This is a genomic window from Litorivicinus lipolyticus (genome assembly GCF_009650135.1).
GTDB classification, from domain to species: Bacteria; Pseudomonadota; Gammaproteobacteria; order Pseudomonadales; family Litorivicinaceae; genus Litorivicinus; species Litorivicinus lipolyticus.
Genome location: NZ_CP045871.1, coordinates 1,437,435 through 1,454,010 on the forward strand (window position 1 = coordinate 1,437,435; position 16,576 = coordinate 1,454,010).

Genomic DNA, 16,576 nt, shown 5'->3' on the forward strand with positions numbered 1-16,576 from the left:
CTATCCTCGGATATGCAGCTCAGATTCGAGCCAGTCTTTGAATTCTTTGACCACATGCAGCCCTTCACGCAGCATGTCGCGTTCCAGCCGATTCAGCCGCTTCGGTTCAATGTAATTATTAACCTTCGTAACGTCAGCATTGGCACCCAACTGGCGCAGGTGACTGCGCAGGCGGTAATCACTGAACAGAACCAAGGCGCTTTCCAAGTTGCGTCCCATTTTTTCATGGATCCCACCGCAGCGTACCAAGCCCTGAATACGCTTGAAGGTATTGCTCTGGCGAACGTTATTTTTTAACGACAGCGCCCGAATACCGTGCACCAACGGGAAGATGGCGCCTTTTTTAATGTCCACACCCTGCTGTTCTTTCTTGACGTTTCCAAACAGCGTTAGCGGTACCGCGAAGTGCATGCACGGGGTCGCGAAATGGGAAATAAAGATGTCGTTGGCGGTCATCGCTTTGAGTAGCGCACGGCCCATACGATCGAACAACTTGGCGTCACCGGCAACGCGGTGGCCGTCCATCACGATGGCCAGGTTCATCAGGGTAGTTTCGTCCAGCCCCAACACCCAGCGATCAATGGTCTGGACCCATTGGCTTTCGGTTTGAACCCACATCGGGTTACTGATCATGATGTTGCCGGGACACGGCGGAAAGCCCAATTGGATCAACCGATCGATGAACCGTTGGCAGTCCGCAGCCTGGGTCGGCCAGTCAAACCCATCGCGCACAATAAGGCAGTTGTCTTGGTCCGTGCGCACGATCTGCTCGCCGCGCCCTTCACTGCCCAATACGACTAACGCGGTGTTTTCACGCACCGAATCCGACACCGTCAGCTCCCAGACTTTGGCCACCAACCGGTTGTTTAAGGCGGCCAATAAATCCATCAAAAAACGAATCCGAGTGCCCTTATCGACCAGGTTTCGGACCAGCGGGTTCAAATGCTCGGCCGCATCTAGCAGATCTTCAATACTGCGGGCCTTTTCAATCGCGACCCCGACACTGTGGCTGCGCGAACTCAAAAACCCGAGCACGTCCGCCAGTTCAGCGACGCCGACAATCGCGCTCTCTTTTTTGACCACCACGCGCTTGATGTGGTGGCGCGCCATCACCGTCAAGGCCTCGAACAAAAATGCCTCGGCCTCGACCGCAATTAGGTTACGCCCAGTAAACCCGGCGATGCTCTCGTCCGGTCCATAGCCGTCTAAGGCCGTCGCGTTAAGCAAGTCGGTGCCCGTCACCAGTCCATAGCGGCCGGCTTCGCCGGGGAAATCAACCAAGGCCGAATCGATGTGGGCCGCACGCATTTTTTGTACGGTTTCACGGATGCTGCTGTCGGCGCTGACCACCAGACCCTTGCGGGTCACCGAATCGCCGACCCGGACCAGACTGAAATCGTCACCCTCACGGCGGTTTTGCGAGCGCAGGTGCTGCTTGGACATGCTGGCCAAGCCCTTGTGGAAGTACTGGCGGAATTCCGGATTTTCGTGGACCAGGTCCAAAAAAAGGTGGGCTGGCAAGCATTGGCAAATGGCCTCTTCGAAGGCTAGGTATTCGTCCCGGGCCTGCCCCTTCAGAACCGCCAACGAGCCGAACAGGTCGCCCTCGCTGTACTGGCTAACCAGGTGCGCCGAATCGTGTTCAAGGGTATTACCGTCGTACTCTTCGACCTTACCTTTCAGAATAATGTAGAGCCCTTCGGGGGCGCTGCCGGCGCGAATAATCACCTGGCCCGCTTCGAAATACTCCAGGTGCAATCCAGCACTCAGCCTTTTGATCTGTTCGGGTGACAGCAAATCAAAAGGCGGAACGCTGAGATCCAATGCAGGTGTGTCCATGGGGGTTCCTTGTAAAATTTAAAAAGGGGCGCCATTGCTGACGCCCCCTTTCTGGTTTTCAGTGGATCAAATGATCCGCTCGACTCAGTGAGCCTGAGCTTCACCCGCTCCGCGTGGGATACGAATGTCTTCAACCATGTCTTGGATTTCTTGCGGCGGCGGCGCAGTCGCACGTGACACTACGTACGCTACGATGAAGTGCAAGAACATGCCAATGGTACCGACGCCGGTGGCCTTGATGTTAAACATCTCGTAGGCGCCGGACTTGTCGACGAACACGTTCAGGATGATGTAACCGAAGGTGAAGATCAGACCGACCAACATACCTGCGATTGCACCTTCACGGTTCATACGCTTGTCGAAAATACCGTTGATGATGACCGGGAAGAACGACGCTGCGGCCAAGCCGAATGCGAACGCCACAACCTGAGCCACGAAGCCCGGCGGGTTGATGCCTAGGTAACCGGCAACAATGATCGCCACAACTGCTGCGCCACGAGCGGCCATCAGTTCCTGCGAATCGGTCAACTTAGACTTGCCAGTTTCTTTGTCTTTGTAGATCACGCGACCCAACAGGTCGTGCGAAATAGACGCCGAGATTACCAACAACAAGCCCGCAGCAGTCGACAATGCAGCTGCCAAGCCACCTGCCGCAATCAACGCGATGACCCAGTTGGGCAAACGTGCGATTTCGGGGTTAGCCAAAACGATGATGTCACGGTCAACATACAGCTCGTTTTCGATCGCCTGACCTTCAGGCGCTGCAATTGCAGTGTTGGTGATCATGCGCTGACCCGAAGCACCGACCTGATCGCTGAATGTGGGTTTGCCTGCGAAAGGCGCGCCGTTAGCAAACTGAATTTTGCCATCGCCGTTTTTGTCCATCCAACCGATCAAACCGCCCTTTTCCCAGGTCGCAAACCAGTTACCGGCACAGGGCATACGGGCAGCATCACCACCGTCAGCCATGATTGCGTTGATCGCCGCTTCCTGTTCGGCTGAACATTCAGCAGTCCAGGTGGCGTAATCGTTGTTCTGTACGTTCTTGATCAGGTTCAAACGTGCGAATGCCGCAACGCCAGGAACCGAGGTGTACAGCAACGAAATGAAAAGCAATGCCCAACCCGCTGAGATACGTGCATCACGTACTTTAGGTACGGTGAAGAAACGCACGATCACGTGCGGCAGACCCGCAGTACCCGCCATCAATGCGACACACAGCAGGAACGTGTTCCAAACGCCGGCACGACCTTCAGTGTAAGGGATGTTAAAGCCCAAATCGGTGAAGGTTTGGTCCAGCGCGGTCAGCAAGTAAGTGCCCTGCTGAATGGTTTGAACGCCGTTATCGAAGTCAAACGCAATCGGGCTACCGAGGCCGACCTGAGGCAGGAACTCACCGGTGACCTGCAACGACAAGAACACCGCCGGCACGATAAACGCGACGATCAATACGCAATACTGTGCAACCTGAGTGTAGGTAATGCCCTTCATGCCGCCCAAGACCGCGTAGAAGAATACAATACACATACCAATGATAACGCCTGTGTTGACGTCAACCTGGAGGAAGCGCGAGAACACCACGCCAACGCCACGCATCTGACCGGCCACGTAGGTGAACGACACGAAAATTACACAGATCACCGCAACAGTACGTGCGAAATCGGAGTAGTAACGATCGCCCACAAAGTCCGGCACTGTGAATTTGCCGAACTTACGCAGGTAAGGTGCTAACAGCATCGCCAGCAGTACATAACCACCGGTCCAACCCATCAGGTAGGCCGCGCCATCACGACCCAGCAGCGACACAATACCCGCGAGTGAAATAAACGAAGCCGCTGACATCCAGTCAGCCGCGGTTGCCATGCCGTTGGCCACGGGGTGAACACCGCCACCTGCGACATAAAAGTCTTTAGTTGAGGCCGCTTTGGCCCAAATCGCGATCCCGATGTACAGCGCAAACGACGCGCCGACAAAGAGATAAATCAAGGTTTGAAGATCCATGAGTGTCCCTTACTCCGCTACGTCGTATTTTTCGTCAATCGCATTCATGCGGCGTGCATAAATGAAAATCAGAATCATGAAAACGTACATGCTGCCTTGCTGTGCAAACCAGAACCCGAGTTTAAAACCACCAAATTGAATGGTATCGAGTAGGTCCACGAACAAAATGCCGCACCCAAATGACACGATGAACCACACCGCCAAAAGCAGCATGATCGTCGAGATGTTCTCTTTCCAGTAGGCCTGCGCCTTCTGTGCGTCCATTTTAAATAACCCTTTATGTTGTTTTACAGACGTGCGTAATCTAGCAAGCACGGCCGTCGCTGGTTACTCTACTTTCGGATGGTCAGGCCGCTAGTGGCCGATACTTAGGTCTTTTAATAAACGCAAGGAAACTGCGTGTTTAGTCCCTATTCGTTATTGGCCTTAAGCCTATTTTACGTGCTGTTCTTATTTGCGGTCGCCATTTGGGGTGACCGCAAGCGGGCCAAACCCCTGCACCCCCTGGTGTATGCCTTGGCAATCGGTGTTTATTGCACCTCTTGGACATTTTACGGTGCGGTTGGCACCGCGGCCAATCAAGGCTGGGGCTTTTTACCGATTTACCTGGGTCCGGCGCTGACGTTTTTATTGGCTTGGAGCCTGTTTAAAAAAATCGGTGTACTGACCGATACCCACGGCATCAGTTCGATCGCCGACTTTATCGCGACACGCTACGGCAAAGCCCAACCGGTTGCCGTGTTAATTACCTTAGCGGCGGTGTTGACCGTGGTGCCCTATATCGCACTGCAGTTAAAGGCGATTTCAAACGCGTGGTTTACGCTGGCCCCAGCGTCACGGGACGGCACGGACCCGGCGTTATTGGCCACCGTGTTACTGATCATATTTGCGATCGCCTTCGGTACCGCGCGCTTGAGCCGACGCGAACATCACCGCGGCATGATGCTGTCGCTGGCGTTTGAAAGCAGCATCAAATTGATTGCCTTCGCGGCGGTTTCGATCGGCGCCAGTGGCGCCTTGTTTGGCGACATCGGGACCCTATTCAGTCGAGCCGCGACGACACCCAATGCCCGGCCGTTGTTCGAGACCGACTTCACGACCCCTATTTTCCTCACCCAAACCCTACTGGGCGCGCTGGCCATTATCTGTTTGCCACGCCAATTCCAAATCAGCTTTGTCGAGTCCGGCGGTGCCCAGCGCACGGACATGGCGCGCTGGGTGATGCCGATTTACCTCGGCGCGTTTGCACTGCTGGTGCTGCCGATCGCGGCCGCCGGGTTAATGACCTTTGGCGCCTCCGTCAGCCCGGACAGCTACGTCTTACTACTGCCGCTGGCGGCGGACCTGCCGGCGCTGGCCCTGCTGGCGTATATCGGTGGGCTGTCTGCCGGCGTCGGTATGATTATCGCGGCCACCCTGGCGCTGTCGACCATGGTCTGTAATGAGCTGGTGGTGCCGGCGTACGTGCGCTACGTGCGCAGCAGCGAGCAAGACCTGAGCGGACTGATTTTGGCGTCACGGCGCTGGGCCATCGCCGGCATCATGATGATGGCGTGGCTGTATTACGAAAACGCCCCTGCCGGCTCGTCCTTGGCCTCGATTGGCCTGTTGGCATTCATCGGTGCAGCCCAATTTGGCCCGGCCCTGATTGCTGGTTTGTATTGGCGCGGCGCCAATCGCTACGGTGCATTTGGCGGCATCTTGACCGGCATTTTGGTGTGGCTATACACCCTGGCGCTGCCGTCTTTCAATGGCATGACCTCGCACCAAGCGATCCTGTGGAATGACCGCATCGGTTTTTCAGGGTTGGCGCATTTGGACCCGGTGACCCATGCCACACTGTGGTCACTCGGCCTTAATGTACTGGTCTTTGTGCTGGTGTCGCTGCTGACACGGCCGAACTTCACCGACCGCATGCAAGCCAGCATCATGGTCGACTCGGCAGCCGTCACCAGCACGCCCAAAGCCTGGCGCGGGGTGCTCACGGTCGGCGACCTGGAGGTGCTGTTAGCGCGCTACTTAGGCGAAGATGCCGCGCGCACCGCCTGGCACGAAATCCAGGACGAGCTCGGGATCAAGTTTGAACGGTCCACGCTCGAAGCCTCGCCAGAACTAATGACGCTAGTCGAGCGCCGCCTGGCCGGAGCGCTGGGCGCCTCGTCCGCGCGCTTGGTGCTGGACAGTCGCATTAAGGGGCGCACGGTCAAGGCTGACGAACTGGTGTCCGTCGTCGAGGAAAGCAATCGGGCCCTGCAGTCGTCACGCGAGCAGTTGCACGCAGCACTCGAAAACCTGGCCCCAGGCGTCAGCGTGATCGATGCCAACAAACGTTTGGTGGCGTGGAACCGTCGTTACCAAGAGATATTTGATTACCCGAGTTCGCTGCTGCAGGTCGGCCAACCGATCGAAACGCTGTTGCGCTACAACGCGACGCGTAACTTTTTTGGCGAGGGCGACCACGAAGCCCAAATTCAGCGGCGTGTCGAACACCTGAGTCATGCCCGCAGTCACCGTCGCATTTCATACCTGCCAACCGGCACCGTCATTGAACTCAGCGGCAACCCCATGCCGGACGGCGGTTTCGTGACGAGCTTTTACGACATCACCGAGCTGAAACGCAATGAGAGCGCGCTCAAACAATCCGAGGCCAACATTCGCCTTTACACCGACAACGTGCCGATCATGTTGGCGTATCTGGATAACGACCGCCGAATATTGTTTGTGAACCAGTCCTTTGAAGAAATCATGGGTTTCCGGCGTGATGCCATTTTGGGCAAGCATGCGTGGGAGGTCTTCAGCGAGTCCGAATATGCGCTACGCCAGCCGCACATGGCTAGGGCGCTGCAGGGCGAGCGGCAATCGTTCGAGGTGTCCATCGAATTTATGGACATGGAACGATTTTACGAAGCGGTTTACGTTCCGCACCAAGTCGACTCGCGCGTACTCGGCCTATTTATCATGTACCAGGACGTCACCGAGCGGCGCATGGCGGAAGCGATGTTAAAAACCGCCAATGAAACCTTGGAAGAACGCGTCAGCTCGCGAACCCACGAGCTGTCGAACCTGAACGTCCAGCTCATGCAAGAAAACCGCATTCGCGCCCGCACCGAACGCGACCTGACCCTGGCCAAGGCCGAAGCCGAACGCGCCAACCTATCCAAGACCCGCTTCCTAGCCGCCGCCAGCCACGATTTAATGCAGCCACTGAACGCCGCGCGCTTATTCGCCGCCGCGCTCGAGCGGCAGGTCAGCGGCGAGGCCGTGCAGATGGCAAAAAACCTAGACAGCTCGCTGGACAACGCCGAGGAGTTGTTAGGGACGCTGCTGGAAATTTCAAAGCTGGATGCCGGCGCGACCAAGTTCAATCCCCAGGCCCTAAACGTGCGGCCGTTGTTCGAGCAATTGGCCGCCGAATTCAATGCCTTGAGCCATGAAAAAGGCCTGACGCTGCGCGCCCGCGCCCGCGACGCCTGGGTCTACGCCGAGCCGTTGATGGTGCGCCGCGTGCTGCAAAACTTTTTGTCCAACGCCCTGCGCTACACCCGCCAAGGCAAAGTCCTGCTGGGCACCCGAATCAGCGGCGGTCACGTCGAATTGCAAGTCTGGGACACCGGCATCGGCATCGCCCAACAAGACCAGGCGCGGGTCTTTGACGAATTTGCGCGCCTGGAGTCAGGCCGCGCGCAACACCAAAAGGGCATGGGGCTTGGCCTGTCGATATCGATCCGACTGGCCAAACTCATGGGCGGCGAAGTGCGCCTGCACTCAACCGAGAACCGTGGCACCTGTTTTAGCCTGCGCCTGCCGTTGACCGACAAACGGGCCCAACCCAAGGCAAGCCCGGCGCTTAATACACGACGCACTAGCGCCAAGCTTCAAGGCCTCAGGGTGCTGTGCTTGGATAATGAGCCGATGATTCTAGAGGGCATGGCCCAACTGCTGGGCGACTGGGGTTGCACGGTATGGCCGGTTCAAAGCGGCGATGATGCCATGCGGGTGATCGAACAAAACGGCCGCCCGGATTTACTGATCCTGGATTACCACCTGGACAATAACGCCACTGGGCTGGAAGCCTTGGCGGCGATTAAAGGCGTCGTCCCCCAGTGTCCGCCGTCGATCTTGCTGACCGCCGATCGGACCGAAGAGACACGCACCGCCGCACTGGAGGCGGGCGCACGCGTCATGAACAAGCCGGTCAAGCCGGCAGGGCTGCGCGCCTTGATGTCATCCCTCGCGCCGCCCCCTCGGGATTAGTCCTGGGCGGGGACGGTGTCGTGAATCAAGGCTTTCAGTTCGCCGTTTTGGTACATCTCGACGACGATGTCACAGCCACCGACGAGTTCGCCGTTAACCCACAATTGCGGGAAAGTCGGCCAGTTGGCAAACAGCGGCAACTCGGCGCGCACATCTGGGTTTTCGAGGATGTCGACGTAGGCAAAGGGACGCTCACACGCCATCACTGCCTGCACGGTCTGAGATGAGAAACCACATTTCGGCCCGCGCGGATCACCCTTCATGTAAAGCAGCACCGGGTTTTCAGCGATCTGTTGTTTGATGTTATCTAGTGTGTTTGACATAGGTCCTCTCGACTTTCATACAATTTGCAGGGTTGATGGGGGCGTATGCTGTCACCACAACGTCGTAGTTGCAAAACCTTTGCAGGCGCAGCGTCGCTGTGTATATTCAATCGCTTTTTTGCGAGTCTTAGCATGAAGCCAGCACCGAAGCATTTTCTGCGGTTTAACGACCTAAGCGCCCCCGAAATTCGGGCGGTGTTGCGCCGCGCCGCGACCCTAAAAACCGAACAGCGCAGCGGCACACGCCACCCCACCTTGGCAGGCAAGACGCTGGGCATGGTGTTTGAAAAGTCCTCCACTCGGACACGCGTCAGTTTCGAAGCCGGGATCTTTCAGTTGGGCGGCATTGGACTGTTTTTGTCCCCGCGTGACACCCAGCTGGGACGCGGTGAGCCGGTCGAGGACACCGCCCGGGTATTCTCCGAGATGATCGACCTGGTCATGATCCGCGCCTACGACCACAGCATGGTCGAAACCTTCGCAGCCTATTCCAGCATCCCAGTCATTAACGCCCTAACCGACGACCATCACCCGTGCCAAATATTGGCCGACATCCAATGCTTCGAAGAGCACGTCGGCCCGATCGAAGGTAAGACCATCGCGTGGGTCGGTGACGGTAACAATATGGCCGCCAGTTGGATGGATGCGGCCAGCTTGTTGAACTTTAACCTGGTCCTGTGCGGACCTGCGGGCTACGACGTCAGCCCCGAACTGCTGGCGGAGCACGCCGCCAACGTGCGAATTGAGCGCAACCCGGCTGCGGCCGTCCAAGGCGCTCATGCGGTCACCACCGACGTCTGGGCGAGCATGGGCCAGGAAAACGAGCAGGCTAAGCGCGAAGCCGACTTCGCCGCCTACCAAGTGACCGAGGCGCTATTAGACCAAGCCTCAGACGAGGTGATTTTCATGCACTGCCTGCCAGCCCACCGCGGCGAAGAAATCAGCGACACCTTGCTTGACGATCCTCGCAGCCGAGTCTTTGACGAAGCCGGCAACCGCCTGCACGCCCAAAAAGCACTGATGGAGTTCTTGGTGCTAGGGGAGCGCTTCCCAGAGCCTGTATAAAACGGCATACTGTCTAAAACCCCAGAGGATGTTTTATGCAAGCCCTAAGCCCCGGACAAGAACGCGTTTACGATCAAATCCGTAAGCACATGGGCTCGCAAGGTGTGCCGCCGACACGGGCCGAACTGGCCCGTGACCTCGGGTTTCGCAGTGCTAACGCCGCCGAAGAACACCTCAAAGCGCTGGCCCGCAAGGGCTACATTGAATTGACCCGCGGGGCTTCACGCGGAATTCGCCTGCTGCTGGACCAAGACGAGGGTATTCCATTGATTGGCAAAGTGGCTGCCGGCATGCCGATCAGCTCTGAAGCTAACATCGAAGCTCACATCGATTTTCCGGCCGCCCTGTTCGGCGCCCTGCCCGATTACCTGCTGCGCGTCGACGGCGATAGCATGATCGGCATTGGCATTATGGATGGCGATATTTTAGGGGTGGCTACCTGTGAAACTGCCCAGAACGGCGACATCGTGGTGGCTCGGGTCAACGAAGACGTGACCGTCAAACGCTTCCAACGCAACGCCCAAGGCATCGAATTGATTGCCGAAAATCCCAGCTACGCGCCGATCAAAGTCGGCCCGGCGGACGAGTTTCGGATCGAAGGAAAAATGTTGGGCTTGGTTCGGACCTAGTATTCGGCGTAGGCGCCGCTAAGTTGATCCAGTAGCGCCTGCAACGAGTCGCACCAATCACGGTAGCCGCGCTCGGCGGCCTGACGTATCAACATCTGATCCTGGTCCGCCAAAGCGATTTGTCCGTCGCTGACGGCGGCGGATTGTCCAGCACTGGCCAACGCTTTGCGTGACGCTGACCAGAGCGGCCAGGCCAGCACTTGGTCCAAGGCGCCACTGGGCAAATCCCGAGCCGCCAGAGTCGCACGTGTCGCCACCTCGTCGCCTGGGCCACGCAACCCATGGTGTTCGCGGACCGCATCCACCAGAGCATTTTGCGCTTGGTTTAGAAACCACAGGCAACCCAACTCAAACGACAGCTGTTGGTCTGCACTCACGCGCTCCCAGGCATCGCACTGAACCTGTGCCAAGTACAGCGCACGGTGGACCTGACCAAGCTTCACGCCTTGGCCGCCGCCTTCTTGGTGCTGGCTTCGTCAAGCCACTGTTTACCATTCCAAAACGACTTCCACTTGCTCGGCTTGCCCTCCGCTCCTTCACTGCCTAGGTACATCTCGGCGGTTTTTCGGCTGTAGCGAACCAGCGTGGCGTTGCCATCCGGGTCCTTATCAGGCCCCTTAAACAGATAGTCATATTTCGCTGGCAATTGATCGGCGACCGGACGAATTTCATGCAACAGCGGTGCACGCGTTTCACGATTGCGCGGAAAACCACTGGCGGCCAAGAACAAACCGGTTTGGCCGTCACGCAAGACGTAATGATCGTCGACCTTGCGGCAACGCAGGTCAGCCATCACCACAGGGTCCATTTTCGGCGGTGCCGGCTGACCGTTTTTCAGCAGTTTGCGAGTGTTTTTACAGTCGGTGCCAGTGCACCCAAAAAACTTGCCAAAGCGGCCGGTTTTTAGCTGCATCTCGCTGCCACACTTGTCACAGTCCAGGCTGGGACCGTCGTAGCCCTTAATTTTAAAGCTGCCCTGCTCGACCTCGAATCCCGCACAGTCTGGGTTGTTACCACAGACGTGAAGTTTTCGGTCGGTGTCGACCAAAAACGACTCCATCGCGGCGTTACACAGCCCGCAGCGGCGCTTACTCATCAAGGCCTGGACCTCGACTTCCTCTTGGTCGACCCCGGCGCTGATGGCCACGGCTTCGTCACCGGGCACTAAGTTAATTGTTTGTTTGCACGGATCTTCGTCTTTGCCGGCGTTGTAGCCACTGCAGCCTAAAAAGGTCCCGGTAGTGGCGACTCGAATCAACATCGGACGCTCGCAATTCGGGCAGCTAATGTTGGTCGGCGTGGCCTGGTTACCCAGCATCTCTTCCTGGGCATGGGTCAGTTTCTGGCTGAACCCGGCGTAAAAATCATCAAGCACGGTCTTGTATCCGGTCTTGCCTTGGGCGACGCCGTCCAAGCGCGATTCCATATTCGCGGTGAACTCGTAGTCCATCAGATCGTCAAAGCAGGTGACCAAACGGTCAGTGACAATCTCGCCCATTTTTTCGGCAAAGAAACGGCGACTTTCGACGCGCACGTAACCTTTGTCTTGGATTGTCCCGATAATGGCCGCATAGGTTGACGGGCGGCCGATTCCGCGCTTTTCCAGCTCTTTGACCAAGGCGGCCTCGCTGAATCGCGCCGGCGGCTTGGTAAAGTGCTGCGACGGCAGCATCGGGTCTTGCAGTTCAAGCGTTTCGCCCACGTTAAAGTCCGGCAAGATTGGCTCATCCGTTTTCGATCCCGCCGGCGTCATCACACGTTGGAAACCGTCAAATAGGCGCACCCGACCGCGCGCTTTCAATTCGATGCCGTCCGCAATCACAGTCACGTTGGTCGAGGTAAATCGCGCGGCGACCATTTGGCAGGCGACGAACTGACGCCAGATCAGCTCGTACAATCGCACCGCATCCGGCTCAACACCGACCAAAGCATGGGACGAAACACCGACGTTGGCCGGACGAATCGCCTCGTGCGCTTCCTGAGCATTTTGCTTGTTACCGTAAACCGTGGGGCTGGCCGGCAGGTACTCGGGACCAAATTGATCGCTAATAAACTCACGAGCGGCGGCCAGGGCGTCCGCGCTCAAAAAAGTCGAGTCGGTACGCATGTAGGTAATGTGGCCCGCTTCGTACAGACGCTGCGCCATCATCATGGTTTTCTTAACACCAAAGCCCAGTCGCGTGCTCGCGGCTTGCTGCAGCGTCGAGGTGATGAAGGGCGCAGTCGGCCGGGTTTGGGTCGGCTTGTCTTCGCGGTTGGCAATGCTCAAGGCGCCGGCGCTCTTGATCCGCTGCATAATCGCACGGGTTTGGGCTTCGTTGACCAGCTTCAGCGCTTTACCATGATCCTTGGTGGCGTCGAAACGGGCCTCGCCGATGGTGCCTTTAAGGTCGGCTTTGAGCTCCCAGTATTCTTCAGGCACGAAGGCACGAATTTCACGTTCGCGCTCGACCACCAAGCGCAGTGCGACTGACTGAACCCGACCGGCCGACAGGCCGCGCCCAATCTTTTCCCACAGCAGCGGGCTGACCATAAAACCAACCACACGGTCCAGGAAGCGCCGCGCCTGCTGGGCGTTGACCATGTCCATGTCGAGCTTGCCCGGCTCTTTGAAGGCTTCTTGAATAGCTTTCTTGGTGATCTCGTTAAAGGTCACCCGATGGTAGCGACTCGGGTCGCCGCCCAACAGTTCCGCTAGGTGCCAGGCGATCGCCTCGCCTTCGCGGTCCAAATCCGTCGCCAGATAAATTTCGTCAGCGTTCTTGGCCAGTTTTTGCAGTTCGCTGACGACTTTTTCTTTGCCCGGAATGACGTCGTAGTGCGCGTCCCAGTCATGCGTCGGGTCAACGCCCATCTTTTCAATCAGCTTCAACTGGGCCTGTTCGGCCTTGTAGCGGACTTTTTCCTCGGGTGGCAGGGAGCGCGTGTAGGCCGCCTTGCGGGCACGCTCTTTGGTGTCAATCGGCCCTTTCTTGGACTGTGTCGGCAAATCCCGAACGTGACCGACGCTTGATTTGACCACGTAGTCCTTGCCCAGGTATTTGTTGATCGTTTTGGCCTTAGCAGGCGACTCCACGATAACCAGTTTGGTCACAGTTGATCCTTCTATTAATTAGCAATCAGGGCGGAATGGAGTGCCCCGATCGGCGGTGGTATACGCGTTTTTACCAAAGCAGGTCAAGTCGAGCGGGTCAAGAAACTTCTACATCAGTCGATAACTAAAGCTCTAAACTGGGAGTCCCATGGACGCTAACATTGCCCTATTCATTCTGATCGCCGCGGTCGGCGCGCTGACCCTGAGCTCCTGGCTGTACCAGCGCCAGCAGGCTGAACTTGCGCGCCGTTTACAGATTACAAAACTGTCGCGCACCGTACGCGAACTGGACGAAGGCCTGGCTCTGCTGGATGCACTTGGCTCCAGTTTGGTGCTGCGCGAAGCCTTTCACGGCATGCGTCAAGCGTTGGTCCAACGTCTCGCCAACATGGACCCCAAGCAAGGCTGGGCGACGCGACTGGGCGACGAAGCGCCCGATTCCCCCGGCAGCGCCGCCGGCCCTTTCGTGCTCGCCAATTTAAATGCGGTCCCGCCGGTCCAACTGCGACTGGCGGCGATGCGCGATGCGCTGGCGACCGCGACCCAAGACCCCGACCTGTTGATCGAAATTAATGAACTCATTGCGCTGGTCCAGCTGGATACCTTGCTTAGCGACACCGTCAACATGATCACCGCCTCCAAACAGCACGAGCAGTGCCGTGCCAACCTGAGCAAGGCACGTACCTTACTGCGATCACCGATGCTCAGCACGCCGACCAAAGCCAACCGCGGGCAACAGGTTAACGACATTGGCATGGGCATGGCCAAGCAAGCCCGGATTGAGTTAGAGGCGTCACTCAGCGGCGGTGATTCGATCGAGCAGGCCTTTATCGACATGCTCAACCAACCGCCCGCCAGCCTTTAGTAAAACTCGCGCGCCGCCAACGCTAGTGCGTCCGTGCGCCCGTCCCAAAAGCCATTGGCATGAGCCCAATACAGGGGCCCTCCGTGATAGGCCGGGAAGCCGAGCCCCATCAAACACGCACAGTCCGCCACCGCGGCGCTTTCGATCACGCCTTCACTGACACATCGTGCCAGCTCTTCGATCATCGGCGCCATCATCAAGCCTAAAATATCGGCCGACTCCATGGGTTCTTGGACCGGCAAGCCCAATTCCAAGTCGGCTGGTTGACCTCGCTCCAGGCGTCCGTTTGCGGCGGGCGCATAGTGGTAGAACCCACGCCCGCTTTTCTGGCCAAGCTGACCACGCTGATGGAGCACCCGCAGACTGGATAATGGCGGCGGCGTCATCCGATCTGGAAAGGCTGCGGCCATCACGTCACTGGCGTGAACACAGGTGTCGATGCCAATTACGTCGGCCAAGAACCCGGGCCCCATCGGCCAGCCAAACTCAGCCATGGTCTGGTCGACCCGCTCGACCGATTGCCCCAGCGCCAGCATCGTATCGAAGGCATTTAGGTAGGGGAACAGCACCCGGTTGACTAAAAAGCCGGGGCAGTCTTGAACCACCACCGCGCGCTTGCCCAACGCCGTCGCGGTGGCCACCAAATTCGCGGTCGTCGCCGCTGCCGTATCCTTGCCGACGATGACTTCAACCAGCGGCATGACCGGCACCGGGTTAAAGAAGTGCAGACCACCAAACTGGGCTGGACGCAGCATGCCTTGGGCCAGCCCGGTGATCGCCAGGGTCGAGGTGTTAGAGGTCACCAGCGCGCTGGCTGCCACCGCCGCTTCGGCCTGTTGCAGAACCGCCGTTTTAATGTCGGCACGCTCAGTCACCGCCTCAATCACCAAATCACAGTCGCCAATCGCCTCGATTGCCAAGTCATAGCTGACGCGGGCCTGAACCGCAGCCACCTGTTCGTCGCTCATCCGCTGTTTTTTGATTTGACCGGCACCCAAGCGCTGCATTTCGTGGCGCGCCGCATCCAGCGCTTCGGCCTGGATATCTTTGACCACCACGGCCATGCCACTGACGGCACATTGCCACGCAATGCCCGCGCCCATAATGCCCGCACCCAGCACCGCCACGCGGGTCGCCGGGACGCCGCCTTGAGCCGCTTTGCGCGCAGCGCGTTTGGTCGCTTGATCGTTTAAATAACGTTGAATAAGCGCGTGCGCTTCGCCGCTCTGGGCGAGCGCCACAAAGGCATCCACTTCGGCGTCTTGGGCCGCACGCAAATCCAGCAACTGGGCCTTGGCCATCAGCCGAGAAATGCTGGCCTGGGCCAGTTGACCGGGAACGGGGTCGACCGTGGTTACCGGTTCGGGCCGCGTCACCGCGCCTAGGTCGGTCATACGGGTGGGCGACAGCTCACCGCTGACAAAGGCTTCAAAGGCGTCGTCAGTGTCGGCAATGGCGTCGAGCAATCCGCATTCGAGCGCGCTCGCCGCCTTGACTGGCCGCCCGCTTAAAACAAAGTCGGTAGCGGCCTTCGCCCCCAGCAAGCGTGAACTGCGAACGGTGCCACCCCAACCCGGGCACAGCCCCAAGGTGACCTCGGGCAGGCCAACTCGAGCGCTGCTGTCGGCGACACGGTAGTCGGCTGCCAAGGCCAGTTCGTAACCGCCACCTAATGCAAATCCGGACATTCGCGCCACCACAATCGAGGGCAAGCGAGCAAACCGATCAAACACGCGCTGGGTATCCGCAATGCGGGCTTTGACCACCGCGGCGTCGTCTGAAAACCAAACCAAGAAGGCGTTAATGTCGGCGCCTAACACGAAGTCTTTGTGGGCCGACTGCACGATCAAAAGGCGCTTGGGGTCAGCCTCGACGCAGGTAATCGCCGCGTCTAGGTCATTGATGAGTTGTTCGCCTAGGACGTTGACCTTGGGCTGGTTCAGGGTCATGACCCAACGGTCAGCGCCGGCGGTGAGTTGTACGGTGTTCATGCGTTCGATCCTTTTCGCAGGGGGCAGGCTTTGAGCCAGGCGGCCAGCGCCGCCAATTGGGATTCGTCTTCGTGTTGCCACCACACGCCGACTTGGCTGGCATTGGCTTCGACGCCGATGACCGCGTCTGGGCGCTCGCTAAGCCAGCCACTTAGAGACTCGGAAATCAGATGACTGCCAGGGCTATCGGGTTGGCCAACCCATTCCGCACCGGACAACCAAATTGAAAAATGTTGCTCACCAACGCCGCCGGCCAATGAGTAAAACGGCAGCATCGGTCGGTCCGAGCGTTGCTTAGCCCAGGCGCTGAGCGCGCGTACGTGCGGGTGCAAGCCGATTTTTCGCGCGGCTTGGCGAGCCTGCATCTGGCGTTTCTCCATCGGCGATGGCCTTAGCCAACTGAGACCCGAAAAGATCAAAACCACCGCAACCAATAGCGAGAGCGTCAATGCCATAACTTCTGTCCTTTTTAATGCAGCGCACAACTTGCCTTAACTGACTCAATTTGGAAAGCA

12 protein-coding genes are annotated in these 16,576 nt (G+C 58.0%); 4 read left to right on the forward strand and 8 right to left on the reverse strand.

Going from position 1 to position 16,576, the window contains the following annotated elements; all coding sequences use genetic code 11:
• The 3 genes from GH975_RS07240 to GH975_RS07250 form a co-directional block, all read right to left on the reverse strand.
• Window positions 1-1,839, reverse strand: a complete 1,839-nt coding sequence (locus tag GH975_RS07240) for a DUF294 nucleotidyltransferase-like domain-containing protein (protein WP_153713877.1) — start codon at window positions 1,837-1,839, stop codon at window positions 1-3.
• An 84-nt stretch (window positions 1,840-1,923) separates the two neighbouring features.
• Entirely contained in the window at window positions 1,924-3,840 is a 1,917-nt protein-coding gene (locus GH975_RS07245; RefSeq protein ID WP_153713878.1) for a sodium:solute symporter family protein, read from the reverse strand.
• 9 nt (window positions 3,841-3,849) lie between these two features.
• Window positions 3,850-4,104 carry a DUF4212 domain-containing protein gene (locus GH975_RS07250; protein ID WP_153713879.1) on the reverse strand — a complete coding sequence of 85 codons (255 nt, stop codon included), beginning with the start codon at window positions 4,102-4,104 and terminating at the stop codon, window positions 3,850-3,852.
• Window positions 4,105-4,239: 135 nt separating this feature from the next.
• Between GH975_RS07250 and GH975_RS07255 the strand changes: the two genes are divergently transcribed.
• Window positions 4,240-8,094, forward strand: a complete 3,855-nt coding sequence (locus GH975_RS07255; RefSeq protein WP_153713880.1) for a hybrid sensor histidine kinase/response regulator — start codon at window positions 4,240-4,242, stop codon at window positions 8,092-8,094.
• On the opposite strand, the gene grxD is transcribed toward GH975_RS07255, so the two are convergent.
• Entirely contained in the window at window positions 8,091-8,417 is a 327-nt protein-coding gene (gene grxD, locus GH975_RS07260; RefSeq protein WP_153713881.1) for a Grx4 family monothiol glutaredoxin, read from the reverse strand. The genes GH975_RS07255 and grxD overlap by 4 nt on opposite strands.
• Before the next feature lie 132 nt (window positions 8,418-8,549).
• Here grxD and argF point away from each other — a divergent pair, with 132 nt between their 5' ends.
• The gene (argF, locus tag GH975_RS07265) at window positions 8,550-9,482 is read left to right on the forward strand and encodes an ornithine carbamoyltransferase (RefSeq protein ID WP_153713882.1); all 933 of its coding nucleotides are present in this window, start codon (window positions 8,550-8,552) and stop codon (window positions 9,480-9,482) included.
• Between the two features lie 35 nt (window positions 9,483-9,517).
• Window positions 9,518-10,111, forward strand: a complete 594-nt coding sequence (gene lexA / locus GH975_RS07270; protein WP_153713883.1) for a transcriptional repressor LexA — start codon at window positions 9,518-9,520, stop codon at window positions 10,109-10,111.
• On the opposite strand, the gene GH975_RS07275 is transcribed toward lexA, so the two are convergent.
• Together GH975_RS07275 and topA are read right to left on the reverse strand one after the other, a co-directional pair.
• Complete coding sequence (locus tag GH975_RS07275) at window positions 10,108-10,554, reverse strand: hypothetical protein (protein ID WP_153713884.1); 447 nt, start codon at window positions 10,552-10,554, stop codon at window positions 10,108-10,110. The two genes, lexA and GH975_RS07275, sit on opposite strands and share 4 nt — an antisense overlap.
• The gene (gene topA, locus GH975_RS07280) at window positions 10,551-13,205 is read right to left on the reverse strand and encodes a type I DNA topoisomerase (RefSeq protein ID WP_153713885.1); all 2,655 of its coding nucleotides are present in this window, start codon (window positions 13,203-13,205) and stop codon (window positions 10,551-10,553) included. The genes GH975_RS07275 and topA overlap by 4 nt, the downstream gene beginning before the upstream one ends.
• Before the next feature lie 148 nt (window positions 13,206-13,353).
• Between topA and GH975_RS07285 the strand changes: the two genes are divergently transcribed.
• The gene (locus GH975_RS07285) at window positions 13,354-14,070 is read left to right on the forward strand and encodes a hypothetical protein (protein WP_153713886.1); all 717 of its coding nucleotides are present in this window, start codon (window positions 13,354-13,356) and stop codon (window positions 14,068-14,070) included.
• Here the strand turns inward: GH975_RS07285 and GH975_RS07290 are convergent.
• Window positions 14,067-16,061 carry a 3-hydroxyacyl-CoA dehydrogenase NAD-binding domain-containing protein gene (locus GH975_RS07290; protein ID WP_153713887.1) on the reverse strand — a complete coding sequence of 665 codons (1,995 nt, stop codon included), beginning with the start codon at window positions 16,059-16,061 and terminating at the stop codon, window positions 14,067-14,069. The two genes, GH975_RS07285 and GH975_RS07290, sit on opposite strands and share 4 nt — an antisense overlap.
• Entirely contained in the window at window positions 16,058-16,516 is a 459-nt protein-coding gene (locus GH975_RS07295; RefSeq protein WP_153713888.1) for a hypothetical protein, read from the reverse strand. Before GH975_RS07295 ends, GH975_RS07290 begins: the two co-directional genes overlap by 4 nt.
• Window positions 16,517-16,576: the final 60 nt, after the last annotated feature.